This window comes from Bifidobacterium sp. ESL0784, assembly GCF_029433295.1.
In the GTDB taxonomy this organism is placed as follows: Bacteria; Actinomycetota; Actinomycetes; order Actinomycetales; family Bifidobacteriaceae; genus Bifidobacterium.
The window spans coordinates 332,353-358,430 of the sequence record NZ_JAQTHV010000003.1; the positions used below are offsets into that span (position 1 = coordinate 332,353).

Genomic DNA, 26,078 nt, shown 5'->3' on the forward strand with positions numbered 1-26,078 from the left:
AAAAGTCAACCATCAAACAAGGACGATTATTCCCATTGACAACAAATGACTTCGTCAAAACATACGGGAATGTCCATCCGCTTTTGTTTTAATCGGGTTTCTGCTCAGCCAGGGTCAAAGACCATTCTTTTTTCAGATCCTACATTCGCCATGCGGGACGCAAACCCTGGTCGATCGCAGAACAGATAATGCGCGCAAGCGTACATTGCTCATCCAGGCAAAGTGCCTGACGGGCATAGTCGAGAGCATCGTCGCTGCCCACCCACCATGATCCGTAAGCCGCTACGGTCAACGGCTGCACTTCGAAACGGCCACAGACCGTCTCTGCCATGTCGGCAAGCATGTCGATTCCACAGGCGCAGCGTTCAAGATCCGGGGAGGCGTCGGCGTCGTTGAAGGCGGCATCCAACAAGCGGTAAAGACGGATGACATTGGCCGGGTCATGTGGTTCGGCGGCCAAATCAAGCATCGCCTTGACTCCGATTTTCGCATTCGTGGCCCCCACCAGCGACATGATCAGAGCATCACGGGCGGAAAGCATGTCCGCCATGGCCACACAGATCGCCAGCGCGTGGGGTTCCGACATGCTATGCACGTCATGGCGAAGGTTGTCGTTCCACTCGCCGAACGGGGCATCAAGCCAATCACGGTTCGCTTTCGCGATGCCTTTTTCCATTTTGCACTGCTGCAATCGTCGCGCCAATGCTTCCAGTTGAGCGTTTTGAGGTTCTTCCTGCAAATCTTCGATGGCATCCGCGGCATGCTGCGCTATCGCGGCGTCGAGGATGTGCTCATCTATGCCATCCAGGTCGAATTGCCGTTCAGGCTCGTCACAGCAACGATGCCGGGATTGCTTTTCGCCCGGTCTTGATGCCGGTGCATGCTCCGCCGTGCCTGGCATCGAACGCTTCCGGGGTTTGACGCCTCTCCTGCTGCGGCAAGCGGGACCGTTGGTCGCATTCGGCTTTTTTCGGACACCCGCTGGACGATGAGAGTGTGAATCCGAAGATCCTGCCGCAAGATGACGTTGCAATGTCTTGTCAGTCGCCTGAGTTGATGTTTTCTTGCTCATGGTTGCTCCTGTCGTTGGTTGCGTTTTGCCGGCACTGATCGGCAAAAAGATAAAACATCTTGTCTGATTCACTATGGCACACTTTGCCTGTTTTCCATGTGATTTTCGGCTACGGTGGTCGGATGCTTATTAACGTTGAAAATCCGCCATTCTTTGGCTCTATATGACGATGTGGACAGGCAAGTATGATGATGTGGATAATCTGGGAGGCATGCAAGCAAGTGTGGATAACCGTGTCATCGACCGACGTATCGCCGAACTATGCAAGGAATGGATGCGCGTCAATGGCCACCACGACGTGGCTACGAATCTTAATCCGACTTTGCAAGCCGTCTTCGACGAAGGGCTGGCCGCCAATCAGGGCGGCAAACGGCTTCGGGCGCTGCTCGCCCTGTCCGCTTTCAAGGCCTATGGAATCTCGACATCCCCAGCAGCCGGCGGCAACGGCGAAGATTGCGCAACGCCAAGCCATGGAAAAACTGCGAATGCGACTCATTCAGACGACTCCAACCGGCTTCTTCCAACAATCCGAAACGTTCCCGATGCCATGCTCGACCTGGCCTGCGCCATCGAAATCTATCAGACCAGCGCGTTGATCCACGACGACATCATCGATGATTCACCGTTGCGCCGCGGCCGTCCCAGTGCCCAATTCAGTCTGAGAGGGAAAAACGGGCCGGACAATCTCGGAACCGGATTGGCGCTGATGCTCGGTAATATGCTCGCCACCGCCTCGGTCGAAATCGCCACATTGGCTCTTGAAAAATCGGTATTACAATATGCCGACGCCAATCTTCATACGTTCCTTGATATGCAACGTGCCGTCGAAATCGGACAGACGCTGGATCTGGGCGCGGAGACCATCGGCCTCGACGAACCGGACGAACTGATCAACGCCTCACTTAACGTCTTTGCCTGGAAAACGGCAAGCTACACCACCATCGCCCCGCTCGAACTTGGACTATGCGCCTCAGGGATGGATCCGGAAACCGCGCATCAGGCCGCGTACGACATCGGGCTGCCGCTGGGAGTCGCGTTCCAGCTGACCGACGACCTGCTCGATGTCATCGGTACGTCGCAATCCACCGGCAAACCCATCGGCGGGGACATCCGAGAAGGCAAGCACACCGTTCTGCTCGCCGACGCTCTGCAAGCGGCAGACGAAACAGACAGACAGACTCTTATCGAGATATACCGCAAGCCCGCCCGAAGCAACGCTGACGTGCATGCCGTGCTCGGCCTTTTCGCGTCGAGTGGTGCCATCAATCTGTCACGCAAACGTATCCACGACCGGTGGAAGCAAACGCAGACCGCAATCGCCAAAACGGATATGACGCTGGAAGGCCATACCATGCTGACGGCTTCCTGTGCACGATTCATCCCCGAAGCACTGAGGTAATCCACCGTCCGCCTATTTCGTCCGAATCCTTCCCGTACCTTGCGGCATGTAATATTGAGTCATTCGTACCCACCAGTAGCCAAGGAACACAACCAAGTCATGAGCGAAGCCGAAAACGAGCCGCAAACCCAGTTGATCGACGGGCGTTACCGTGTCTTGGGGCCGATTGCGGACGGCGGCATGGCTACGGTCTACAAGGCCAAGGACGAACGGCTTGAACGCGTGGTGGCCATCAAGGTGATGCACACGCAGCTGGCGCAGGGCCCGCACCGCGACCAGTTCGTCGCCCGCTTCCACCGCGAAGCCCGCAGTGCCGCGGCCATCAGCAACCCGCATATCGTCCAGGTCTACGATTCCGGGACGGCCGGCGGACGCGACTATCTGGTGATGGAATACGTGCACGGCGTCAACCTGCGACACGAGATGAACGAGCGTGGCACCTTCAGTGTCCATGAGACGGTACGCATCATTTCCCAGACGCTCGACGGACTGGCGAGCGCACACCGGGCAGGAGTCGTGCATCGCGATATCAAGCCCGAAAATATTCTTTTGAACGACCGTGGCCGTGTGCAGATCACCGATTTCGGCCTGGCCAAGGCGATGAGCGAGGCAACGCTTTCGACCACCGGCATGCTCCTTGGCACAGCAGCATATCTGGCCCCCGAAATGATTGAGAACAACCTCGCCACCCCGCAAGGCGACCTGTATTCCGTAGGCATCATGGCCTGGGAAATGCTTGCCGGAGTGGTGCCCTTCACTTCGGACAACCCGGTGACGATGGTCTTCAAACATGTTCACGAGGATGTGCCGGCGCTCGAAACCGTCTGCCCGGGCATAGACCCGTCGATTTCGGGCTTTGTAAGCCATCTGACGGCCCGGGCGGTAGAAGGCCGCCCAGCCGATGCCGCTGCTGCACTGCAGGAACTCAAGACCTTGAGTTCGCGTATCGGCGTTGACGGATGGCAATACCGCTATTTTGCATCCGAACAACGTGCCGAAGACGCGGGGAAAGGGACTACTTCCCCACTTGTCGGCACAGCTCCGCCGATGCCACCGACAGCCGCAGACGCAGCAGAGCCAGCCACCGCAGAATCCGTCACCGCCCCCGAGCCTCCTGTAAACAACGAGCTTCCTACGACACCTGCGGTTTCAGCTTCCTCGCCAATACCTTCGACGTCCCCAACCACCCCGGCGATGTCTTCAACAACCCCCGTTTCCTCACCGACGCCTTCCACGGCCCCAACTTCCACGGCAACGCAGTCCATGCCCCCAAGCACTTACGAGCGCCAATCCTCACCCAACGCAGCCACACAGAGCATCGACGGACGCACCCTGGCCAATGACGGAACGGCGGCCACGAACAATCCGACCATGACCATCGGTTTGATGGATGCGCCGGATGGCGAGCACAGCAAGGATATGGCTGGTAATAACCCGGCCGCCGAATCAAAACCGAAAAAGCCTTCGAAACTGCGCAAGCCCGTGGTCATCACGACCATCGTCATGGCGCTTCTGGCCGTGCTCGCCGCCTGCGGTGTGGCATGGTGGTATTTCCTCGGGCCCGGCAGCTACTACAGCGTGCCCAAACCCGAAGATCTGGGCTGCAGCAAAAACAGCGTCTGCCGTATCACCAACGTCAAATGGAAACCGTACGAGAGCACGCTCAAGGTGGCCGGAGTGCCTTACGAAACCTCCGAACAATTCAGCGACAAGGTGAGCAAGGGCGAGGTGATCTCCACCGATCCCGGCAATGTGGGAGGCCATGTGAGCAAGCGCACCAACGCGAAACTCAAGGTGGTCGTCTCCAAAGGCGTCCGCCACGTCACCATACCCAAAGACATCCTTGACCCGTCGAGCACCGACGGCAAGAAACCGATGGAAGCACTCTCCCAGGCCGGTTTCACCAATATCGTCCACGAGGAAGACCAAGACGAATACTCCGAAGACTTGCCCGTTGGCGCGGCGAAATCAGTATCTCCCAAGCCCGGCACCACCATCGCCCACAACAGCAAAGTGACGTTGGTCCTTTCCAAGGGGCCGATGCCGGTGAGCATGCCCGATGTGACCGGGCGTTCGAAGGATGATGCACAAGCGGCCTTCGACGACGCAAAACTCAAGCCAAACTATACCGAAGCGTTCAGCGATTCGGTACCCGCAGGCTCCATCGTCTCCACTTCGATCAAAGCGGGCACCCAGCTGCATTGGGGCGACAAGGTCGATGTCGTGGTCTCCAAAGGACCCGAAACGGTGACGATCCCCGACGTGCGCGGCAAGAACGAAAACGACGCGCAGAAAACGCTCGAGACATTGGGCTTGAAGGTCAAGATCTCCGCGCCATTGGGCGACCTCACCCATCAGGTTCGTTTCCAGTCCCCCGACCCCGGAGCGCAGATTCGTGTGCGCGGCGATGACGGAAATCCCACCGTCGTCACGCTTACCGTGGTTTAAGAGTCCTTCCTGTCAATCAATAAACCCATAAACCGGCCAATCCTACGTATCCGCAATCCCTGACGGATATGTTACTTTTTTGAGGTATCGACACCATTAACAGATGCATTTCCTTTTACGGAAATCTGTTTGGCCTGTTGCTCTTTTTTCATCCGCGCTTTGACGGTCTGTGCGTATTCATCGACGTATTCCTGCCCGCTCAACTTGTCAATTTCGGCCATGACATGGTCGGTCAGCTCGCGCAGCTCCTCGTGGGTGATGGCGTCGGGATCGATCTTACGTACTGAAATCGGTTTGCCATAAATCACCTTGGTATGCCCGGCGCTCGGAATAACCTGACCAGGCATCTGAAGCTTGCGGCTGCCGATGACGGCGGTGGGAATGATATCGCAGCCGGTTTCCAGCGCAAGCTTCGCCACGCCGGTGTGTCCCCGATAAAGCCTTCCATCGGGGCTACGCGTGCCTTCCACATGGATACCGAAAAGATGACCGTCCTCGATGATCTCGCGAGCATGGGCAAGCGCTCCAAGCGATTTCGAGCCGCCGGAACGATCCACCGGGAACACACCGACCGATGTGAACCACCATTTGATGAACTTGCCTTTGATACCTTTGCCCTCGAAATATTCGGCCTTGCCCATGAAATGAATCATGCGCGGACTGGTCAACGGGATCAGCGCGTCGTCAATGACGGCCAGATGGTTCGAAGCGATGATGCCGCCGCCCGTTTTCGGGATGTTTTCGACACCGACGCCTTTCGGATGCATACGCCACCGGGCAAGCCAACCCAACCCTCGGACAAAGAACCAATAGAGCACGAGCTCTTCCCTCCCTGATTCACGTACGTCTCGCAGCGTACGCGCCACCATACAATTGGCCGACCGCTGGGTTAAAGTGGTCGGTATGACTAGCCTCAAGGATAGCAACAACAGTGACGACAAACGAGACGACGCCGATTCCGACACCGAATCGGGGGCCAATGGGAGCGAAAAAAGTACCCGTTCCGACGCTGCGGTACTTGAGGAAGCCTGGAAACAGTTCGAGGCCGAACATACCGATGACCTTGACGACATCAGCCGTTCCCGCAGCGCAAAACGCTTTGAAAAACGGGCCAGCCAAGAGGAAAAGAAGACTTTACTTTCCATTGAAAACATTACGCCGGGTTCCTCTGCTCAAGGATCATCCTCAACATCCTCGAAACCGCGCGGACCTCGCGATTTCGAGGGTTCCAGCTGGCTGGACACCGATGATGTCATGGACAGCTTCGACGACTTCACGCCGCCGAATCCCGACTTGGGCCATCTCAACCCGGTAAAGGTAGTATTCTGGGCGTTGCTGGTAGTCGGTATCGCCGGGCTCATCGCTGCGGTCTTCTTACCCAGATTCGCCGGCATCATGGGTCTTGTTTTCGGCATGTGCGCGCTGATAGGGGGCGTGGGACTGCTCACCCACCATGCATAAGGGGTTCCGGCAGACACAAACGGATTATTTCGACGACGGGTCCAGGGTCTGACCGACCGATAGCCTATTCATCAGATTCCGGCGAAAATAGACAAAAACAAGATGTCGATTAATCACACATTTCATTGCCTACCGGCAGTTTCATTATTTGCATGACGGATATGTGTGAGCGCCAAACGCCAAACGCCAAACAAATCAATAAAAACGGTGTCTGACATATTGAACTGTCAGACACCGTTTTCTTGTATCCACTAACGCAAAGCTAGCGGATAATCATTGCGGACCTCACTTCTTTTCGTTCTGTCCGTGGCACATCTTGTACTTGCGGCCCGAACCGCAGGGGCACGGATCGTTCTTCTTGGTGCCCGGGAACGTCCTGCCGTCGGCCCACGGGCTCTTGAGCTCTTCAGCCTTCGGACGTTTGTTGGCCGGGACCTTGCCTTCGGCGTGGCTCATCGGTTCCGGACCGACAATGCTGGGTTCGGGATTGCCTTCGTCGCTTTCCTCGGTCTCAGCGATATCGGCTTCCTCGGCATCCTCATCGGCGGCATCCGGATCACCAGGAGCGGAAGCGACCTCGGCTTGCGAATGTGCAGCTTCACCCTCATCGACAGAAGCGACTCCGGCGGCTTGCGCGGCAGCATCGACAGCCTCGTCCTCGGCGGAGGATTCCCCATTCTCGGCTTCGGCATCCTCGGTCTCGGCGACCTGCCGGATATCGACGTGGAAGAGCAGCTGGATGCTTTCCTCCTTGATGGCGTCGATCATCTTGTTGTACATCTGGAAACCCTCACGCTGATACTCGACCAACGGATCGCGCTGGCCCATGCCACGCAGACCAATGCCGTCCTTCAAGTAATCCATCTCGTAGAGATGTTCACGCCATTTCTTGTCGAGCACGGCGAGCACGACACGACGTTCGAGCTGACGAAGTCCGTCGGCACCGATCTTATCCTCGTAACCCGCGTACTGTTTCTTGGCGTCGTCAACGATGAATTCCTTGAGTGCATCGACGGCCTTTTCGCCCTTGAGGCCTTCCGCCCTTTCTTTGGCATCGTCCTCTTCGACGGCAATCGGATAGACCGCCTTCAGCGCGCTGAATAGACCGTCCCAATCCCATTCCTCAGGCTTGTCGCTGCCGTTGTTGGCACCCTTGATATAGCTCAAGATCGTCTCGTCGATAAAGCGCAGGATATCATCATGAATATCGACGCCGCGCAGCACGGCCTGACGCTCGGCATAGATGACCTTGCGCTGCTTGTTCATCACGTCATCGTACTTGAGGACGTTCTTACGCATCTCGAAGTTGCGGGATTCCACGGACTTCTGTGCGGTGCGCACGCCCTTGGAAACGCTCTTGGACTCGATGGGCTCGCCTTCCGGCAGACCCTTCGCCATGACGCGTGCCACGAGCTGGGTGTTGAAAAGCCTCATCAGATCGTCTTCAAGGCTCAAGTAGAAGCGGGACTCGCCAGGGTCACCCTGACGACCGGAACGACCGCGCAGCTGGTTGTCGATACGGCGGGATTCGTGGCGTTCGGTGCCGAGCACGTAAAGACCACCGAGCTTGGTGACCTCCTCGTGTTCGTCCTTGGCCTGATCCTTCATCTCGGCCAACGTACCGGGCCAGCGCTTCTCGTACTCTTCGGGAGTGTCGTCGGCGGAATAGCCTTCGCTCTTGAGTTTCTGGTCGGCAAGAAACTCGACGTTGCCACCGAGCATGATGTCGGTACCACGACCGGCCATGTTGGTGGCCACAGTGATGGCGCCCTTACGGCCTGCGACGGCGACGACCGCCGCCTCTTTCTCATGGTGCTTCGCGTTCAAAACCTGGTGAGGAATGCCGGCCACGTCAAGCAGCGAGGAGACAACCTCGGAGGACTCAACGGAAGCGGTGCCCAGAAGGACCGGCTGGCCCTTCTTGTAGCGCCTGGCGACATCCTTGATAATGGCGGTGAGCTTTTCCTTCTTGGTACGGTAAATCAAATCGTCCTGATCGACGCGGATCATCGGCTTGTTGGTCGGAATCGGCAGCACACCCAGCTTGTAGGTGTTCATGAACTCGGCGGCTTCGGTCTCTGCCGTACCGGTCATGCCTGCGAGCTTGTCGTACATACGGAAGTAGTTCTGCAAGGTAATCGTCGCAAAGGTCTGGTTCTCGGCCTTGACCTCGACGCCTTCCTTGGCCTCGATGGCCTGGTGGAGACCTTCGTTGTAACGACGGCCGGGAAGCACACGGCCGGTATGTTCATCGACGATGAGCACTTCGCCGCCGGTGACGACGTAGTCCTTGTCGCGCAGGAAGAGTTCCTTGGCCTTGATGGCGTTGTTCAGGTAACCGATCAGCGCGGTGTTGCTGGGCTCGTAAAGATTGTCGATACCAAGGAAGTCCTCGACTTTGGTGATGCCGGGATCGAGAATGCCGACGACCTTCTTCTTCTCGTCGACTTCGTAGTCCTCGTCGCGAGTGAGCTTGGTGACCAGCTTGGCGAACTGGCGATACCAACGGGTCACCCCGCCTTCGGCGGGACCGGAAATGATCAGAGGCGTACGGGCCTCATCGATAAGAATGGAGTCGACCTCATCGACGATGGCGTAATGATGGCCGCGCTGCACCAGCTCGCTCTTCTCCCACGCCATGTTGTCGCGCAGGTAGTCGAAGCCGAACTCGTTGTTGGTGCCGTAGGTGATGTCCGCCTCGTACTGCTTGCGGCGTTCGGCAGGCTTCTGGTCGGTGATGATGCAGCCGACGTTCATTTTCAGGAAACGGAAGATACGGCCCATCAGCTCGCTCTGGTAGCTGGCGAGGTAGTCGTTGACCGTGACGATGTGGACGCCCTTGCCTTCCAATGCGTTGAGATAGGAGGGAAGGGTGGCGACCAAGGTCTTGCCTTCACCGGTTTTCATCTCAGCGATATTGCCCCAGTGCAAGGCCGCGCCGCCCATGAGCTGCACATCGAAGTGCCGCTGGCCAAGCGTGCGCTTGGAGACTTCACGCACCGTGGCGAAAGCCTCTGGCATGAGCTTGTCCAGATCCTCGCCATTGTCGAGACGCTGCTTGAACTTCGCGGTTTGCCCGGCAAGTTCCTCGTCACTCAGTGCTGCGATTTCATCCTCGTGTGCGTTGGTCGCCTTAGCCACATTCTCAAGCTTCTTGATCTGGTGGCCTTCGCCCATACGCAGGGCCTTATCGACGATATCTACCAATTTCGCTCCCTAGTTCGTTTCCCATAAACGAGCAAGACCAAGCCAACTGAGGCTTGGCACAGACTAGGCTACATCTTACGCGACGGCGCAGATTTTCCGAGTTATCGGTCGCGCTGTCTTACAAAAAAGGATAATTTTTGACTTAATATAAGGCTTAACATAACTCGACCCACCGGTTGGAATCCGGTGGGTCGATTAAAAGCCGATTGCTGGAATCCGTTTACGAAAGTCTTGGTTAATCAAGACTTTCGTAAACGGAATCCGATGTATCTATTTCTTGTTCTTGGCGGCTTTGTGAGCCTTCTCGACATTTTCAGCAGTGTCGATCTCGAAGACGCCGTAGCTCCAGCCGTGACGGCGATAGACGACCGAAGGACGATGCGTCTCGCTGTTGACGAACAGGAAGAAGTCGTGACCGATAAGCTCCATCTCATAGAGTGCCTCGTCGATGGTCATCGGTTCGGCGATATGCAGCTTGCGGCGGATGACGATCGGGGTGTCACCAACCTGCACTTCGACGCTCTCACCGGGACCGAGGTCGGTGGAAAGCGGATGCTCCACCTCTTCAGGCTCCTGCAGCGCGGTGGGCTCGGTATTGAGCGGCTCGTCAATTGGGACCACGCCCATATCGACGGCCTTCTGCTCTTTGCGGGTGGGGCGATGGCTCTTGCGGCGATCACGCACGCGACGCAGGCGCAATGTCAGCTTGTCCAAGGCAATGTCAAGGGCGCTGTATTCGTCGGAGCTCGAGGCTTCGGCACGGACCACCGTGGCACCCGCCTCAATGGTGATCTCTACGCGCTTGGCGGTGTCGGCCTGACGCGGGTTGCCTTCGCGCGATACGACAATCTGCGCGCGTGCAACGTCCGGAGCGATGGACGTGACGCGATTCATCTTGGTATCAACGACATCACGGAACTTCTGATTGATTTGCATGTGACGTCCGGTGACGACAATATCCATGGTCGACCTCCTGTTAGGTTCGGCGGGATTTGCCCCGCCTGATGTGCCAGCAGCTACGTTACTGCTGTGCTGCTAGTTCCAGTCTAGCGTCTTACCTTGGAGCAAGCTGTGTATTACCCAGAAAATACGCCGTTCGCTTTTCCGCAACGCCGAGCGCCCACGTTTGCTATAATTATATGTCTGTGAGACCTCTTGATGGTCGCGGCCGTGTTCGGTTTTACCGGACCGGCTGAGGAACTTCCGGGCTCCACAGAGCACGATGGCGGATAACGTCCGCCCAGGGTGACCTGAGAGCAAGCGCAACAGAGAACAGACCGCCCGAGCAATCGGGTAAGGGTGAAACGGCGGTGTAAGAGACCACCGGGCCACTGGTAACAGTGTGCCGCTGGCAAGCCTCATCGGGAGCAAGGCCAAGCAGAAGGCACGTCGGGCATTTGTCCGGCACGGGCTGCTCGCCCGGCCTTCGGGTAGGCTGCTGGAGCCTGGCGGCGACGTCAGGTCGAGATGGATGGCCATCCGCGTGGCAACACGCGACAGAACCCGGGGTATACGAGGTCTCACTTCACTTTTCAACCACGAATTCCACTGAAGGGATTCGTCGGCAATGCCTATGGCAAATCAACATGACGGTGTCAGATGGCGCTCTCTTCAGGACTCTGAAGCTTCGTCGAACAACTCATGGGCTACACGACGCAACGCTTCCGGGTCATGACCTTTTCGTCCACCCGCACTCCAGAAACGACGACGCCGGACCTCACGTTCCATGCCTTGCGTTTTTGCCGCGACCTTACGCCCCAGTTGCCATGCGGCATCCTCGAACACGCCTTGTTCACGCGCATCGACCGCCACATTGAGCGCCAACCGGTCATCGACACCCTTGCGTTTCAGCTCCATGACGGTGCCACGGAAACCGAGCATCCGCCCGGCACAACTACGCACGACGGAACGGGCATATTCCTCGTCATCGATGAGATGGACCTCAACCAGACGCATGACCACGTCCTCGGCGACTTGTGAATCATAGCCTTTGTCGGTCAACCGTTTGACAAGCGCACCCGAAGAACGGGCGGCGGCATCGAGCAGGGTCAGCGCCGCCTCCCGGCAGGCGTCGGCGTCGGACGGATCGTCCGGCACATGTTTCACCGGCGCACCCGTACGGTATTTGCGGTAACGGGCATCGCCACGCCCACGTCCGTATTTGCCATACTTCCTGCGCCTATGTGACCCGTCGAAGGTATCCTCGGCATCAAGACTGCCGCCAAAGCCGCTGGTGTAATTGCTCGTCACCGCGACCGTATGGGTATGAGCCCTGTTGGGTCTTTTATGCTCTGTCGACTTGCGATTCCGAGCTGAAGCTGCATTGTCGTTTGCCCTTCCGCTCTGCAAATCGGGAGCAATCGAGTCCGCAACGGTCGCGCCCATCGACTCCGGACCGAATACAGCTGCGTCATCACCTTTTCGACTTCCGGCGATACGGCTGGTATCGGCCGGGCAATGATCGCCATCGTCGGGTAAAGCATCCGACAAATGACAACCTTGCAAAAATTCCTCGACGCTGATCATGGAGTCGACTCCGATTGATCAGGCTTTCGAAGCCGAATCGGGCGAAGAGGAGGCTCCGCCAACTTCAGACGCGCCCGCACCGGCATCGGCACGAGACGAACCGGAATCCTGCTGTGAGTCGGCAGCTTTCCCGTCTCCATCATCATCCGGTTTTGAATCGTCTTCAATCAGGCCATACTTGATCTTGACCTTGCGTTCGATCTCGTCGGTCAGCGCCGGATTGTCTTTGAGGAACTGACGAACGTTCTCACGCCCCTGCCCCAGCTGGTCGCCCTCATAGGTGAACCACGAGCCGGACTTCTTGACGACATCGCATTGCAGGGCCATGTCGAGCACCGAGCCTTCTCTGGAGATACCCTCTCCGTACAGGATGTCGAATTCGGCGAACTTGAAGGGCGGGGCCATCTTGTTCTTGACGACCTTGACCTTGGTGCGGTTGCCGACGGCCTCGTCACCATTCTTCAAGGTCTGGATCCGACGGATGTCGAGACGCACGGAGGCATAGAACTTCAGCGCTTTGCCGCCGGTCGTCGTCTCCGGGCTGCCGAAGAAGACGCCGATCTTCTCACGCAGCTGGTTGATGAAGATGGCGGTGGTGTTGGACTGGGCCAACGCACCGGTCATCTTGCGCAGTGCCTGGCTCATCAAGCGGGCCTGCAAGCCTACATGACTGTCTCCCATCTCCCCTTCGATTTCAGCCTTGGGAACCAAAGCCGCGACCGAATCAATCACTACGATATCCAGTGCACCGCTGCGCACCAGCATGTCGGCGATCTCAAGTGCCTGCTCGCCGTTGTCGGGCTGAGAAATGATCAGGGAATCCGTATCAACGCCGAGCTTCTTGGCATAGACCGGATCAAGTGCATGTTCCGCGTCAATATAGGCGGCCACTCCCCCGTTTTTCTGCGCGTTGGCCACCGCATGCAGTGCCAACGTGGTCTTGCCAGAAGATTCCGGTCCGTAAATCTCAACGATCCTGCCTCGCGGCAGCCCTCCGATTCCCAACGCCATATCAAGCGCCAGCGAACCCGTGGGAATGACCTCGACGTCTTGCGCAGGCTTATCGCCAAGCCGCATCGCAGAGCCTTTGCCGAAGTCCTTTTCGACCTGTTTCAGCGCAGTGTCGAGCGCCGCCTGCTTGCGCGGGTCGATGCCGTGCCCGGCGTTGGTCTGGGGTTCAGCGTTCTTGGCTTTGCCGCCCTTGGCGGTCTTTGATTGCTGTGCCATCGTTCTCCTTTACGTCCGCTCCTGCACTACCAGAATACGAAGCAATCCGTCACTTATGCAAGCACAACGGGGTTATGTGGTCGAATGCTTGCCTTTTCGACACGCCGTGGTTTTACGGGCTTTTAAGCCCCCAACCCCGCTTATTCGTTCCTGACTGACAAAATAATCATAGAACAACATACGAACATTTGTTCGAATAGACACGCCAAAGGCAGACCGGGCCGAATTCGGAAACCTTATTTGGCCGGCAGCGGCGGTGCGTTGTGGTCTTTGCCCCAACGCTTCGAATCAGGAATCTGCAGCTGGTCGCACAGTACGTTCCAGACGACGCGAGGCTCGACGCCATCGGCAAGTGCCTCAACCACAGTCATGTCGTCAAGCGCCGTCAATACTTGATCATGCGCCAACGAACGCCCATACGTACGTCCGAGTACCTCTTCCAACAACTGCCAAAATTCACGTTCTTTCACGACGCCTAAGTCTATCAGCGTGCATGAATGCGAATCCATCCGCAAGGTCAGTCCATAAAACTGCCGCCATGAAGCAATGCCGCGGCAATTAATCGCACAAGACTGCGTAAAGTTCTCCATTGCAGATCCGAATCATGGCAGAACAAGACACCACGCCTTTACCCATATACAAGAAACGCCCGCAACGACAAAGAGCCCATCGGGCATAATCCGATAGGCTCTTCATTCAAACGGTATGAAACCGCAGGTCACGACTCGTTGTAGTCGAGGTAATCCGCCACCATGCGCAGCATCTGCGAGGTGCTCAGGCCCAGCGATTCGGCAATGGACGCCAGCAGTTCGGAGCTGGCCTCCTTCTGCCCACGCTCGACTTCGGAAAGATAACCGAGCGAGACGCCTGCCTTTTCGCTGACTTCACGGAGGGTCTTATGGTCGCGGGTGCGCAGGTCGCGCAGCACATGCCCGATGGCTTCACGCAACGAAATGTCACGGCTCTCGCCGTCGGCATCATGCTTACGAGCTGCCGCCCTGGGTTTGGACTGCTCGGCATCCTCTTCCTGCCACATCCTGTTGAGTACCGCCTGGCGCTCATCCTTCGCCTTCTTGGCGGCACGAGCCTTCAAAACCTGCTGTTGTGCGAAAGCCACCGCGCGTCGCTGAGCAGGGGTCAAGTCCCTGTTGCGCGCATTGCTTGGGCGCGTCGCCCCTGATGCAAGCGTGTTCATTGCCATCTGCTCCTGTGGTCGAGTCATCGTTTCCATTACGCCACCCCTCTTTTGCCTAGTGCTGTTCATGTTGTCACTTTCATCAACAGCTGAGGGGGAAGTTTATTCCTCTGTGAGCGTTGTGAGCTGCGTCACAAAGCGCAATATGTTAAGTACCGTAAGCCTCCGAACCTCTTCTCTCGAGCCGAAAAGCCGCAATTCCGCCGCAACCGTCCGCCGGGTATCCATGTCACTGTTAGCGGGAACGCTGATGCCGATATAGACCAGCCCGGCCGGTTTGTCGCCGTCAGGGCCGGGACCTGCCACACCAGTGGTCGACAATCCCAGAACCTTATCACCATACTGCGGCTGGCGATAAAGCCGGGACGTGCACAAAGCCATTTGCCGCGCCACTTCGGGGTGAACGGCACCCTCCTGAGCCAACAAATCGCCGTCCACTCCGAGCACACTCGCCTTGGCGTTGATGTCATAAGTCACAGCAGAACCGAGAAAAACGTCGGAAGCCCCGGGAATACGCACGAAAGCATCGGCCAGCAGCCCGCCGGTCAACGATTCGGCCGCGGCGATCTTCCAGCCGGCAACCTTGGCACCGTCGAGAATCCGCGCAGCCAGTTCGTCGCAGCGCGGCTGGATTCGAGCCTCAGTTCCGTTTGAAACCATACCCTCGAAATCCTTGATGGCGCGCGAGGTGCCGTCCGGCGTTTCCGCATACTCAAGCATATTGCCTCCTGATCAAGCGGTTCATAGACCTTAAGAATATCCGATATTCCCGAAACCTATAAAAACACCCCAAACCCGCTTACCGTTCGGTAAGTGATTGGTTTGGGGCAGATTTTACAAGTTCTTACTTTGTTTTTCGAGCCCGCACCACATTGCGGACATAAATATAACCGGAATAAAGGCAAAGTATCAGCGCAATGAAGATAAGCAGGTCGGTGACGGTGTAATAGCAGGACCACCAAACGGGAACACCCGCGCCAACATGCGAGAACGAGGGAATACCACCTGCGAAAGCCACCAATCCAGGATTCGTGATGCTCGAGGAAAGCGCCCATACCGGCATCAGGAGCATGCCAAGGCCGATGCATTGGGTGAGGGTCTTGTATTTGCCTGCCTTTTGCGCTGCGATGACCTTGCCGCCGGTATCGATGACGAAGAAACGCATGACGGTGATGCCGATCTCACGGATGAGGAAGAGGGCCGTGACCCACCAGGGCACTTCACCGAAAACGGAGGCGACGATAAGTGCCGAACAAATCAAGAGCTTGTCGGCGATGGGATCCATCAATTTGCCAAGTTCCGTGACCTGATTATAGGTTCGCGCCATCCAACCGTCGAGTTTGTCGGTCGAAGCGGCCACGATGAAGAGCATTGCAGCGGCGAAACGCATCCACGGGCTGCGCTGGCCCCACGGGCCTGCCTCGATATCAACCCATAGGAATATCAGGACCAGCACGATGCGCGTGTAGGTCACCAGATTCGGCGGACTGTTCCATCCGTTCAGAAGCGATTGTTTCCCATCTCGTTGTTGCATACTCATACCTTAGCGCGGCTACGATACCGAAGCCCATTTATGCGGCCTGTGCATTGCCGTCGGGAGTCGACGGCGCAACCGCGCCACTCTTGCCTTGGATGAAGTCTAGAACCTGGGTGAGGTCCTGCGGCTGGACCAAGACCTCGCGGGCCTTGGAGCCTTCCGAGGGGCCCACGACGCCACGGGATTCGAGCAGATCCATCATGCGGCCGGCCTTGGCGAAACCGATGCGCAGCTTGCGCTGGAGCATCGAGGTGGAGCCGAACTGCGTGGTGACCACAAGTTTTGCGGCCTCCAGGAGTGTGTCCATGTCGTCGCCGATTTCCTCGTCGGGATGCGTCTCGTTCTCTTCGGCCTTTTTGGCCATCTCCTCGATATCCTCGCGATAGTGCGGCTTACGTTGAGTGCGGGCGAATTCGACGGCCTTGCGAATCTCGGATTCCCCGACCCACGAGCCTTGCACACGGATCGGCTTGGCGGAACCCATCGGCAGGAACAGTGCGTCGCCCTGACCGATCAGCGATTCAGCGCCGGTGGAGTCGAGGATGACTCGCGAATCGGTGGCCGAGGAAGTGGCGAAGGCCAGACGTGAGGGGATGTTGGCCTTGATCAGACCGGTGATGACGTCGACGGACGGACGCTGGGTGGCGAGCACTAGGTGAACGCCGGCGGCACGCGCCAACTGGGTGATGCGCTGGATGGAACTTTCGACGTCGTTCTTGGCCATCATCATCAGATCGGCCATCTCGTCGACGACCACGACGATATAAGGATATGGAGCAACTTTGCGGTTGGAACCGAGCGGGGCATGAACCTTGCCGGCGAGCACCGCCTTGTTGAAGTCCTTGATGTGGCGGAAGCCGAAATACTGGAGATCGTCGTAGCGGGCGTCCATCTCCTTCACGACCCATTCCAAGGCCTGTGCGGCCTTCTTGGGATCGGTGATGATCGGGGTCAAGAGGTGTGGGATGCCGGCGTAGGCGGAAAGCTCGACACGCTTGGGGTCGACCATGATCAGGCGGACCTGCTCCGGGGTGGCGCGCATGATCAACGAGGTGAGCATCGAGTTGATGAAGCTCGATTTGCCGGAACCGGTGGCACCCGCAACCAAGAGATGCGGCATCTTGGTGAGGTCGGCAGTGACGAAATGGCCTTCGACGTCCTTGCCGACACCGGCGAGCATCGGGTTCGGGTCGTTCATGGCCTTGTCGCTACGCAGCACGTCGCCCAAATGGACGATCTCGCGGTCGATGTTCGGAATCTCGATGCCGATGGCGGATTTGCCGGGGATCGGCGAAAGGATGCGCACGTCGGTGGAGGCCACGGCATAGGCGATGTTGCGCTGCAGGTTGGTGACTTTCTCGACCTTGACACCAGGACCGAGCTCGACTTCGTACTGCGTGACCGACGGGCCGCGCAAAAAACCGACGACCTTGGCATCGACATTGAACTGATGGAAGGTCGCGGTCAACGCCTTGATAACGTTGTCGTTAGCCTGCGTACGAGCCAGATGCGGTTTGCCCTTGACAAGGATATCGAGGCTGGGCAGATGGTAAGGCCGATTGTCCTCTTCATCTGCAGCATTCTCGGCCTCGTGCGTGGCAACTGAATCGTCACCGTCATGGTTGGCGATGGAGGCGGGCAGATTCGCCGCCCCCCCGGCGATGCCTTTGACTTGAGGAAGAATGGGATCGGCGGCACTGCCGTCCTTGCCGACTACAGCCCACGGATCGCTTGCCTGCCCCACGGCAGAAGCATCCGAATCCGCAACGGTGCCATATGGGCCAGATCCGCTAGCTGCATTTGGAACGCCGAAAGCTCCCGGCTGGACGTTCGCTGCGACACCCGGATTTGCGACGTTACCGGCTCCAACACTGCCGAATCCGCCTGTATTCGTCGGAATAGCGGAAGACCGGCCTGCACCATCGGCAATATTCTGGAGTTCACCAGTGACCGGGTCGACCAACTGCTGGCGATGTCCCTCGATAATCTGCGTCTCGTCGGTCTGCCCATTGAGGTCGGCGGCCCTGTCGAAAGCCTCGTCGCCGGCATATCGTTCAAGTTTCCCGTCATCGTCGCCTTTGGAATCCCCGCGGCTAAAAATACGAGAGAAGAATGCACCGATACCGCGCTTGCGGGGTTGCTCAGTCGCATTGGATTCATTCTCTTCGTCATTGCCATCGTGCGTCGGCACGCCGTCGGCAAGTTGCAGCGTTTCGTCGCCTACACGTACCTCGTTCGGGAACTGCTCGCCTTGCAGGTTCACGCCTGCATTTTCAACGTCATCGCCTTCGTGATTGTCACCGTTTTTGCGCTGTTGCAACCAATTCTGCAACCGTTCGGGAATCTTGGTGATATCAAGCTTGACGATGAGCAGCAGCGAGAATATCGCGACTACCACAAAAATAATGACGGCGAAAATGCTGGAAAGCCCCCATGCCAAAGGAGATCCCAACACGAAACCAAGCAGGCCGCCGGCCCCACGCAGCACGTCCATATTGAAATCACGCGACGGAGAAGCGACAATGGCATCGACAATTGAGCAAATCGACCAGAAAAGCAGGGTGCAACCGATAATCAAGCGCCAGTTACGTTTGTGTTTGGTTGGATCAAGCAGGACCTGATAGGCCAGAACAAGCAAAAAAAGCGGCAGCACCACGCTCATCACGCCGAACAGTCCGGCGGCGACCATGTGCAGCCAGTGGCCCAGAAAACCATCGACATGGAACCATTCCGAGGCGCAGAACATGATGGCGACGATCACCAACGCAAAGAAACCGGCGATGCGACACAAGGTGGAGTGGCGTTCAAAGAACGATGCGTCGGCGGGCGGCATGACTTTCGTCGCCGCGATATCCTTATCAGAAGAAGACCCGTTCGCCTTACTGCGACGGGTCTTCGTGCTCTTGCTGTTCGTCTGTGTCTTACGTGCCATAACAAGAGTGATTCTACTTCAAGCCCGTCCCGTTGGGCGCGGCGAACTATGAACCTGCCCAACCCTTTCAAATGAAGTCGGAATAATCCTGTAACTTTTTCTCAACGGTATCTGTAATACTTCTGAACCTTTTTGCTGCCAACACCATCGGTACCGCCGCACAACAGCAAACAAAATGTAGCTTCACCCGTGGCCTTAGGATGGAGATATGGTCATGACTCCTGCGGAACGCGCGAGCGCCGTTGCGTTCTCCTATAAAAACTGCGAACTTTCGGCTATCACACCCAGCGAAGCGATGGTAGCCGCTGCGAACGGTTATCAACGCGGAACCATTAACCTTTCGAATTTTGTCGAGACACCTGAACGAACTATACGACACAACGACCGCAATGAATCACAATTGCGCGATGACCGGATTTTCGCCCGTTCCGTCCGACTTATTGATTATGGATGGCGGGCCAACGGCGGGCTCGGCGAGCTCAAAACCATCCATCGCGGGCTTTTCGTCGGGGCAATGAACAACGCCGGCCAATTGCGCAGCGACAGCGCCAATGATATTGGCAATAACGCAAAGATCGCAACGGAGAGACCCGACGCAACTGAGGGCTCACGAACGCATGAAAACCGTCAACGACTCAACCCATATTTCCCGGCCTCACTTATCGAAACCGGGACGGCCAATATCTTCTCACAGCTGGACGAACAGGATCGTTTTTCAGGATTTGACCGCGCGGGATTCATCCGCGCGCTGGCCGGCCTCTACGACGAACTCAACGCGCTGCACCCCTTCCGCTACGGCAACGGCATGGTGCTGCGCATCTTCATTTCGGAACTCACGCACATGGTGGGCTGGGATTTGAACTGGGGTACGGTGACGCTGGAAAACTACCGAAACGCAGCCAGCCTTGCGCTTTTCAAGCATGACATCTCAGGATTGGAACGCATGTTCGCTTCGATTATCAGACTCGCCAATCCGACACGCATCTTCCTGATATCCGGCTGGGACCAAGGCCCCGCACACTGAACTTTGGTCTATTGGGCGATGTCACCCAAATGATGGGTGACATGACGTTCGTCGGCATGGGCGTCGTCCTCGTCATATTCGCCAGCATCGGCTTTGGCGACGATATCCAGCGCCTTGTCCGTCAAATCGTCGCCAAGCGCGTTAAGCCAATGGATACGCGGGTCGCGGCCGAACCAGCCCATCTGCTTGCGGGCCAGGCGCTTCGTTTTCTGGGCGATGTCTGCGAACGCTTCGTCCTCGCTCATCTCACCGTCAAGATATGCCTCAATCTGCGCGTAGCCCAAGGCACGCGAGGCGGTGACGCCAAGTTGCGGGCGGATTCTGCGCACCTCGTCGACAAAGCCCTGATCGCGCATCTGAGCGGTGCGGGTATCGATGCGCCGGTCAAGCTCTTCACGCGGCAAATCAAGGCCGATCTGCACGGACGGAATGACGTAACGGTAGCGTGGAAGGCTCGCGGAATAAGGTCGGCCGGTAATCTCGATGACCTCGAGCGCTCGAATGGTACGACGGGCATTGTGCGGGTCCATACGCTCTGCTGCCTCAGGGTCCCTGCGTTTCAATTCGTCATACAACACTCCGGCACCCTCGGTTTGCTCGCGCTGCTCCAACGCCGCACGCACCTGCGGGTCGGTGCCGGGAAACGAAATGTCGTCGATGGCCGCACGAGCATATAGGCCGGAACCACCGACCAGAATCGGCCGGACCCCTCTGTTCTGCAATTCCGCAATTTCGTGACGCGCCAGTTTCTGAAACCTGGCGACGGTCATGGTTTCGCCGGGATCGATGATGTCAAGCAGATGATGCGGCACGGCGGCTTGTTCAACCGCACTTGCCTTGGCGGTGCCGACATCCATGGAGCGATACATCTGATAGGCGTCGGCATTGACGATTTCCGCACGTTGGCCGGGCTGTGCAAGCCGCTGCGCCAACGCAATCCCCAAGCCGGTTTTGCCCGATGCGGTGGGTCCGATGATGGAAACGACACGCATGCCGCAATCATTCGCCACTATATGTCATCTCCCGCAATCGCCGTTCACGCTGTCATTGGTGATTCTAATGACGGGCATAACCTACGATATTTCCCAATAATTTTAAGGAAACGTCCAGTTTAGATAGACAGGGCTCAGTAAAATGGGAAGACGTGATACTTGATCGACACGAACGCATTAACACCACGGAAATTCAGGCAAGGCTCGAAAAAGTGGCCGAGACGGGCAGTGTAGAGCCGGAAAAGCCAGCTTTCCCGACCGAAGAAATCACCGAGTTCATCGATATGATGCAGGTCTACGAAGGCGCGATGTACGAAATCAGCACAAAACTCGAAGTCCTCGACAGCGAATTTCACGTCCATTTCGCCCACGACCCCATCCACCATATGGAACGCAGACTCAAGTCCGTCAATTCGATTCTCGGCAAACTGCAACGTCGCAACCTACCGATGTGCACGGAATCCATCCGTGACAACCTTTTCGACGTGGCCGGCATCCGCGTGATCTGCAATTACCGCGATGACGTCTATTCCGTGGCCAACTACCTTTCCAGCCAGTCCGACATCCAGGTCTTGCGCGTCAAGGACTATATCAAGAATCCGAAGCAGAACGGATATCGCAGCTTGCATGTCATCTACGCCGTGCCCGTATTCCTTTCCACCGGAGAGCATTACACGCCGGTCGAGGTGCAGTTCCGCACCATCGCAATGGATTATTGGGCCAGCCTCGAGCACGCCTTACGCTACAAGTCCGATCTGCCGGACGCCAAGTTGACCGAACATTCGCAGACGCTGCTCGATTGCGCGCGCAGCCTGCAAAACATCGAAACGCAGATGCAGAACATTCACCGTGACATCAATGGAGCACCCCAGCAGGAGGAAGCACCGACCTCGCAGGTATTCAACCCGAAACAGTGACAACACCAAGATCTGTTCTTAGACAGTGGTTTCGCCGGTTTCCTTTTATCGAGGAACCGGCGAATTTTATTCCCTCATTTTTCGTTGTTCACACTCAGCCAATTGCCAGAGTCTGCCGGTAGAATTTAGTCATAAATGAAATTTCAATCGAAAATCGATAAAAGGAGCAGGCATGGCTTTCGGGAACAAGCCTGAAAACAACAACGCGCAGCAGCCTTACGGGCAGCCGAACGCTTACGGGCAGAACTATGGACAACCGCAATACGGCCAGTACGGGCAGCCGCAAGGTCAGCCTTATGGCCAAGGCCAGAACATGCAGTACGGTCAACCCTATGCGCAGCCGCAGTATCAGCAACCTCAATACGGGCAGCCGACATACGCGGGCGCGGGTGCCGGGACGGCTGTGCCGACGATGACGATGAACGGGCAGACCGCCTATTCATTCGAACACGCTCGTCACGTCTCCACCACCAAGGCTTACGGCGAGATGACGCTGGGACTGCTGCTCACGGCCGTCGTCGCAGTATTAACGCAGATGACCGGCGCGCTTGAAGGCTTCCTGATGGCGACGGGTATGGTCGGCTGGATCGGCCTGGCCGTGGTGCAGGTGGCCATCGCCATCGTTCTCGGCTGGCGCATCAATAAGATGAAGGTGGGCACCGCACGTGTGCTGTTCTACCTTTACGCGGCGCTGACCGGGTTTACGCTCGCGACCATTTTCTACACCTACAGCCTGCCGTCCATCGGCGTTGCTCTGGGTATGTGCGTCGCGTTCTTCTTGGTGCTCACCATGCTTTCGCTGACGACCAAGAAGGACATGCTCAAGGCCGGTCCGATTCTCTTTGTGGCGCTTTTGGTACTGGTAATCGGCGAATTCATCATGATGTTTCTCGCTCCTTCGCACACCACGCTTATGATTACCGCCGCCATCGGCCTCGTCATCTTCGCGGGATTGACGATGTATGATGCCCAGCAGACTCGCGCCATGTTCGACGTGGCCGAACGTTCCGGCAACACCGTGATGTTCAACCGCATCTCCATCATCTGCGCCCTGAACCTCTACCTCGACTTCATCAACATGTTCCTCTACCTGCTGCAGATTTTCGGCAACAGCGATAACTGAGAAACGGCATGATTTTGCAAAGCCGGTAATACAATTTTCATACAACAAATCGGGAATGATGGATTGATTCCGTTATTCCCGATTTTTGTTATCTGTATGTGTTCAGTCTTCTGGAACACGTCATCCTTCGTTTTAGTGCTATTGTATCTACTCCATCAGCCGGCGCAGGACGTACTGGAGGATGCCGCCGTTGCGATAATATTCGGCCTCGCCTGGGGTATCGATACGGACGGTGGCATCGAATTCCGTCTTCTTTTCGGGCTTGCCATCGGCCGCAGGCTTGGTGACGACGGCGTGAATCGTCTCGGGGATGATTCCGTTGTTGAGTGCGTCGATGCCTTGGAAATCGTAGTTTTCCGTCCCATCGAGACCCAACGACTCCGCCGATTGTCCTTCGGAGAACTGCAGGGGCAGCACACCCATGCCGATGAGGTTGGAGCGGTGGATGCGCTCGAAACTCTTGGCGACGACGACTTTGACACCGAGCATCAGCGTACCTTTGGCTGCCCAGTCACGCGAGGAACCGGTGCCGTATTCCGAACCTGCCAATACAACCAACGGGGTACCGGCCTTACGGTAATCGAGCGAAGCATCGAAAATTGTGGAGGGCTTGCCGATGACGAAATCATAGGTGAATCCGCCGGAGCGCACTTCCTCACCCACCGAGGCAAGCAGCTGGTTGCGCAGACGGATATTGCCGAATGTGCCACGAACCATCACTTCGTGATTGCCACGACGCGAACCGTAGGAATTGAAGTCCTTAGGCTGGATGCCGTGTTCCAGCAGGTATTTGCCCGCAGGACTCGAGGCAGGGAAGGCACCGGCCGGCGAGATGTGGTCGGTGGTCACCGAATCGCCGAGCAACGCCAGCACGCGAGCACCACGCACATCTTCGACCGGTTGCGGCTTGGCGCTCATGCCGTCGAAGAAGATCTGCTTACGCACGTAGGTCGAATCAGGATCCCAAGCGAAACGCTCGCCCTTCGGCACGTCGAGGGACTTCCAGCGTTCGTCGCCTTCGAAGACATCGGCGTAGCCGCGCACGAACATCTCACGGTTGACCGAAGCCGAGACGACTTTGTCAATCTCCTCGTTGCTCGGCCAGATATCACGAAGGAAAATCTCGCGGCCGGTTTTGGCATCGATGCCGAGCGGCTGGGTTTCGAAGTCAAAATCGAGCGTGCCGGCGATGGCGTAGGCGATGACCAGCGGCGGTGAGGCAAGGTAGTTCATCTTAACATCGGGGCTGATGCGGCCTTCGAAGTTGCGGTTGCCCGAAAGCACTGAGACCACCGTCAGATCATTATCGTTGACGGCCTTGGAAATTTCAGGCAGCAATGGGCCTGAATTGCCGATGCAGGTTGTGCAGCCGAAACCGACCAGCTCATAGCCCAGTGCGTCCAAATCCCCTTGCAGACGGGCCTTCTTGAGATAGTCGGCTACGACCTGCGAACCCGGGGCCAGCGAGGTCTTGACCCATGGCTTGGGCTTCAGGCCATGCTTGCGGGCGGCACGGGCAAGCAGTCCGGCGGCGATCATCACCGACGGATTGGAAGTGTTGGTGCAGCTGGTGATAGAAGCGATGGCGACATCACCATTTTGGATTTCGAAGTCGCCGCGGAAATCGGTATGCACCGGTACCGGGTTCTGGTTGGTTTTCGGTGTCTCGTAATCCGGCAGTGTCTTTTCGAACATTTCCTTCGCTTGGTCAAGCCTGATGCGGTCCTGCGGGCGCTTGGGGCCGGCGATTGAGGGGACAACGGTTCCCAAATCAAGTTCCATGTATTCGGAATATTCCGGTTCCATATAATCGGGGTCGCTGGTGTCACCCCAGAGACGGTTGGCCTTCGCGTAAGCCTCGACCAGCGTGATCTGTTCGTCGCTGCGACCGGTCAGGCGCAGGTAATCCAGAGTGACCTGATCGATCGGGAAGATGCCGCAGGTCGAGCCGAATTCGGGACTCATGTTGCCGATGGTGGCGCGGTTGGCCAGTGGCACGGAAGCGACGCCGTCGCCATAGAACTCGACGAATTTACCGACCACGCCGTGCTCGCGCAGCATCTGGGTGATGGTGAGCACCACGTCGGTGGTGGTGACGCCTTCGGGGATGGAACCGGTGAGCTTGAAGCCGACGACGCGCGGGACGAGCATGGAGATGGGCTGGCCGAGCATGGCCGCTTCGGCCTCGATGCCGCCGACGCCCCAGCCGAGCACGCCCAAGCCGCCGACCATGGTGGTGTGCGAATCGGTGCCAACACAGGAATCGAGATAGGCGAGGTCGCGCCCGCGCTCCCCCGGCTTGCTCATGACGACTTTGGCGAGGTATTCGATGTTGACCTGATGGATGATGCCAGTGCCCGGCGGCACCACACGGAAGTTCTTGAACGCCTGCTGGCCCCAGCGCAGGAAGCGATAGCGTTCGCCGTTGCGTTGGTATTCGCGGTCCATGTTGCGCGCGACCGCGTCGGCAACACCGTAGTTGTCGATCTGTACGGAATGATCGATGACCATGTCAGCCTCGACCTGCGGATTGATGACCTCGGGGTCGCCGCCCAAGTCCGCCACGGCGTCACGCATGGTGGCAAGGTCGACAATGCACGGAACGCCGGTGAAATCCTGCATCAGGACGCGCGAGGGCCCGAATTCGATTTCATGGCTGGGCTCGGCGTTCGGGTCCCACTTGAGCAGCTCGTTGACCTGGTCTTCGGTGACATTGATGCCGTCGATGCGGCGCAGCAGGTTTTCGACCAGTACTTTCAGCGAATACGGCAGGTGTTCGATGCCAGGCAAGTCGGCAATCCGATAGTAATCGACAACCTTCTCTCCGACCTGCAATGTATCCAGCTGCTCGTCACGCAATGACATTGGAACCCTCCGAATCTCTGATAATCTTCCTTATTCATTATCGGCCAATCGAAAGCCAGAAACGTTAATAGCACCATTTCCTCGTCGATTCCGTGATAATTACAAGATAAAACCTTTGAAAAATCAACGAAAGCAACCAATTCACTATGTGAG

At 57.2% G+C, this 26,078-nt stretch carries 19 protein-coding genes and 1 other RNA gene; 7 read left to right on the forward strand and 13 right to left on the reverse strand.

Annotated features, from left to right (window positions below; genetic code table 11):
* Window positions 1-139: 139 nt before the first annotated feature.
* On the reverse strand, window positions 140-1,072 hold the full coding sequence (locus PT279_RS05875) for a hypothetical protein (RefSeq protein ID WP_277166467.1): 933 nt from the start codon (window positions 1,070-1,072) through the stop codon (window positions 140-142).
* Window positions 1,073-1,235: 163 nt separating this feature from the next.
* Between PT279_RS05875 and PT279_RS05880 the strand changes: the two genes are divergently transcribed.
* Window positions 1,236-2,471, forward strand: a complete 1,236-nt coding sequence (locus PT279_RS05880) for a polyprenyl synthetase family protein (protein WP_277166468.1) — start codon at window positions 1,236-1,238, stop codon at window positions 2,469-2,471.
* 99 nt (window positions 2,472-2,570) lie between these two features.
* Entirely contained in the window at window positions 2,571-4,919 is a 2,349-nt protein-coding gene (locus PT279_RS05885) for a Stk1 family PASTA domain-containing Ser/Thr kinase (protein ID WP_277166469.1), read from the forward strand.
* Between the two features lie 71 nt (window positions 4,920-4,990).
* Here PT279_RS05885 and PT279_RS05890 read toward each other — a convergent pair whose 3' ends face one another.
* Window positions 4,991-5,737: a lysophospholipid acyltransferase family protein gene (locus tag PT279_RS05890; protein ID WP_277166470.1), complete on the reverse strand. Its 747-nt coding sequence runs from the start codon at window positions 5,735-5,737 to the stop codon at window positions 4,991-4,993.
* 85 nt (window positions 5,738-5,822) lie between these two features.
* Between PT279_RS05890 and PT279_RS05895 the strand changes: the two genes are divergently transcribed.
* Window positions 5,823-6,380 (forward strand): DUF308 domain-containing protein, encoded by a 558-nt coding sequence (locus PT279_RS05895; RefSeq protein WP_277166471.1) that lies wholly within the window; start codon window positions 5,823-5,825, stop codon window positions 6,378-6,380.
* Between the two features lie 285 nt (window positions 6,381-6,665).
* On the opposite strand, the gene secA is transcribed toward PT279_RS05895, so the two are convergent.
* Entirely contained in the window at window positions 6,666-9,587 is a 2,922-nt protein-coding gene (secA, locus tag PT279_RS05900; RefSeq protein WP_277166472.1) for a preprotein translocase subunit SecA, read from the reverse strand.
* A 270-nt stretch (window positions 9,588-9,857) separates the two neighbouring features.
* Window positions 9,858-10,550, reverse strand: coding sequence for a ribosome-associated translation inhibitor RaiA (raiA, locus tag PT279_RS05905; protein ID WP_277166473.1), 693 nt, complete (start codon window positions 10,548-10,550; stop codon window positions 9,858-9,860).
* 183 nt (window positions 10,551-10,733) lie between these two features.
* Here raiA and rnpB point away from each other — a divergent pair.
* Window positions 10,734-11,114, forward strand: an RNA gene (gene rnpB / locus PT279_RS05910) — RNase P RNA component class A.
* Between the two features lie 84 nt (window positions 11,115-11,198).
* Here the strand turns inward: rnpB and PT279_RS05915 are convergent.
* From PT279_RS05915 to PT279_RS05945, 7 genes are all read right to left on the reverse strand, one after another.
* Window positions 11,199-11,693 carry a regulatory protein RecX gene (locus PT279_RS05915; RefSeq protein WP_277166609.1) on the reverse strand — a complete coding sequence of 165 codons (495 nt, stop codon included), beginning with the start codon at window positions 11,691-11,693 and terminating at the stop codon, window positions 11,199-11,201.
* Between the two features lie 438 nt (window positions 11,694-12,131).
* The gene (gene recA / locus PT279_RS05920; protein ID WP_277166474.1) at window positions 12,132-13,340 is read right to left on the reverse strand and encodes a recombinase RecA; all 1,209 of its coding nucleotides are present in this window, start codon (window positions 13,338-13,340) and stop codon (window positions 12,132-12,134) included.
* A gap of 236 nt (window positions 13,341-13,576) precedes the next feature.
* Entirely contained in the window at window positions 13,577-13,849 is a 273-nt protein-coding gene (locus PT279_RS05925; RefSeq protein ID WP_277166475.1) for a DUF3046 domain-containing protein, read from the reverse strand.
* A 209-nt stretch (window positions 13,850-14,058) separates the two neighbouring features.
* Window positions 14,059-14,571, reverse strand: a complete 513-nt coding sequence (locus tag PT279_RS05930) for a helix-turn-helix transcriptional regulator (protein ID WP_277166476.1) — start codon at window positions 14,569-14,571, stop codon at window positions 14,059-14,061.
* A 66-nt stretch (window positions 14,572-14,637) separates the two neighbouring features.
* Window positions 14,638-15,195 carry a nicotinamide-nucleotide amidohydrolase family protein gene (locus tag PT279_RS05935; protein WP_277166610.1) on the reverse strand — a complete coding sequence of 186 codons (558 nt, stop codon included), beginning with the start codon at window positions 15,193-15,195 and terminating at the stop codon, window positions 14,638-14,640.
* A 184-nt stretch (window positions 15,196-15,379) separates the two neighbouring features.
* On the reverse strand, window positions 15,380-16,069 hold the full coding sequence (pgsA, locus tag PT279_RS05940) for a CDP-diacylglycerol--glycerol-3-phosphate 3-phosphatidyltransferase (protein WP_277166477.1): 690 nt from the start codon (window positions 16,067-16,069) through the stop codon (window positions 15,380-15,382).
* Window positions 16,070-16,106: 37 nt separating this feature from the next.
* A complete protein-coding gene (locus PT279_RS05945; RefSeq protein WP_277166478.1) occupies window positions 16,107-19,004 on the reverse strand; it encodes a DNA translocase FtsK in 2,898 nt (965 codons plus the stop codon).
* Window positions 19,005-19,212: 208 nt separating this feature from the next.
* Here PT279_RS05945 and PT279_RS05950 point away from each other — a divergent pair, with 208 nt between their 5' ends.
* Window positions 19,213-20,028, forward strand: a complete 816-nt coding sequence (locus tag PT279_RS05950) for a Fic family protein (protein WP_277166479.1) — start codon at window positions 19,213-19,215, stop codon at window positions 20,026-20,028.
* Between the two features lie 8 nt (window positions 20,029-20,036).
* Here PT279_RS05950 and miaA read toward each other — a convergent pair whose 3' ends face one another.
* Window positions 20,037-21,020, reverse strand: a complete 984-nt coding sequence (gene miaA, locus PT279_RS05955; RefSeq protein WP_277166612.1) for a tRNA (adenosine(37)-N6)-dimethylallyltransferase MiaA — start codon at window positions 21,018-21,020, stop codon at window positions 20,037-20,039.
* A 152-nt stretch (window positions 21,021-21,172) separates the two neighbouring features.
* On the opposite strand from miaA, the gene PT279_RS05960 reads away from it, so the two are divergent.
* Together PT279_RS05960 and PT279_RS05965 are read left to right on the forward strand one after the other, a co-directional pair.
* The gene (locus tag PT279_RS05960; RefSeq protein WP_277166480.1) at window positions 21,173-21,937 is read left to right on the forward strand and encodes a GTP pyrophosphokinase family protein; all 765 of its coding nucleotides are present in this window, start codon (window positions 21,173-21,175) and stop codon (window positions 21,935-21,937) included.
* Window positions 21,938-22,250: 313 nt separating this feature from the next.
* Window positions 22,251-23,060, forward strand: a complete 810-nt coding sequence (locus tag PT279_RS05965) for a Bax inhibitor-1/YccA family protein (protein ID WP_277166613.1) — start codon at window positions 22,251-22,253, stop codon at window positions 23,058-23,060.
* Between the two features lie 147 nt (window positions 23,061-23,207).
* Here the strand turns inward: PT279_RS05965 and acnA are convergent, their stop codons facing one another.
* Complete coding sequence (gene acnA, locus PT279_RS05970; RefSeq protein WP_277166481.1) at window positions 23,208-25,925, reverse strand: aconitate hydratase AcnA; 2,718 nt, start codon at window positions 25,923-25,925, stop codon at window positions 23,208-23,210.
* Between the last annotated feature and the right edge of the window lie 153 nt (window positions 25,926-26,078).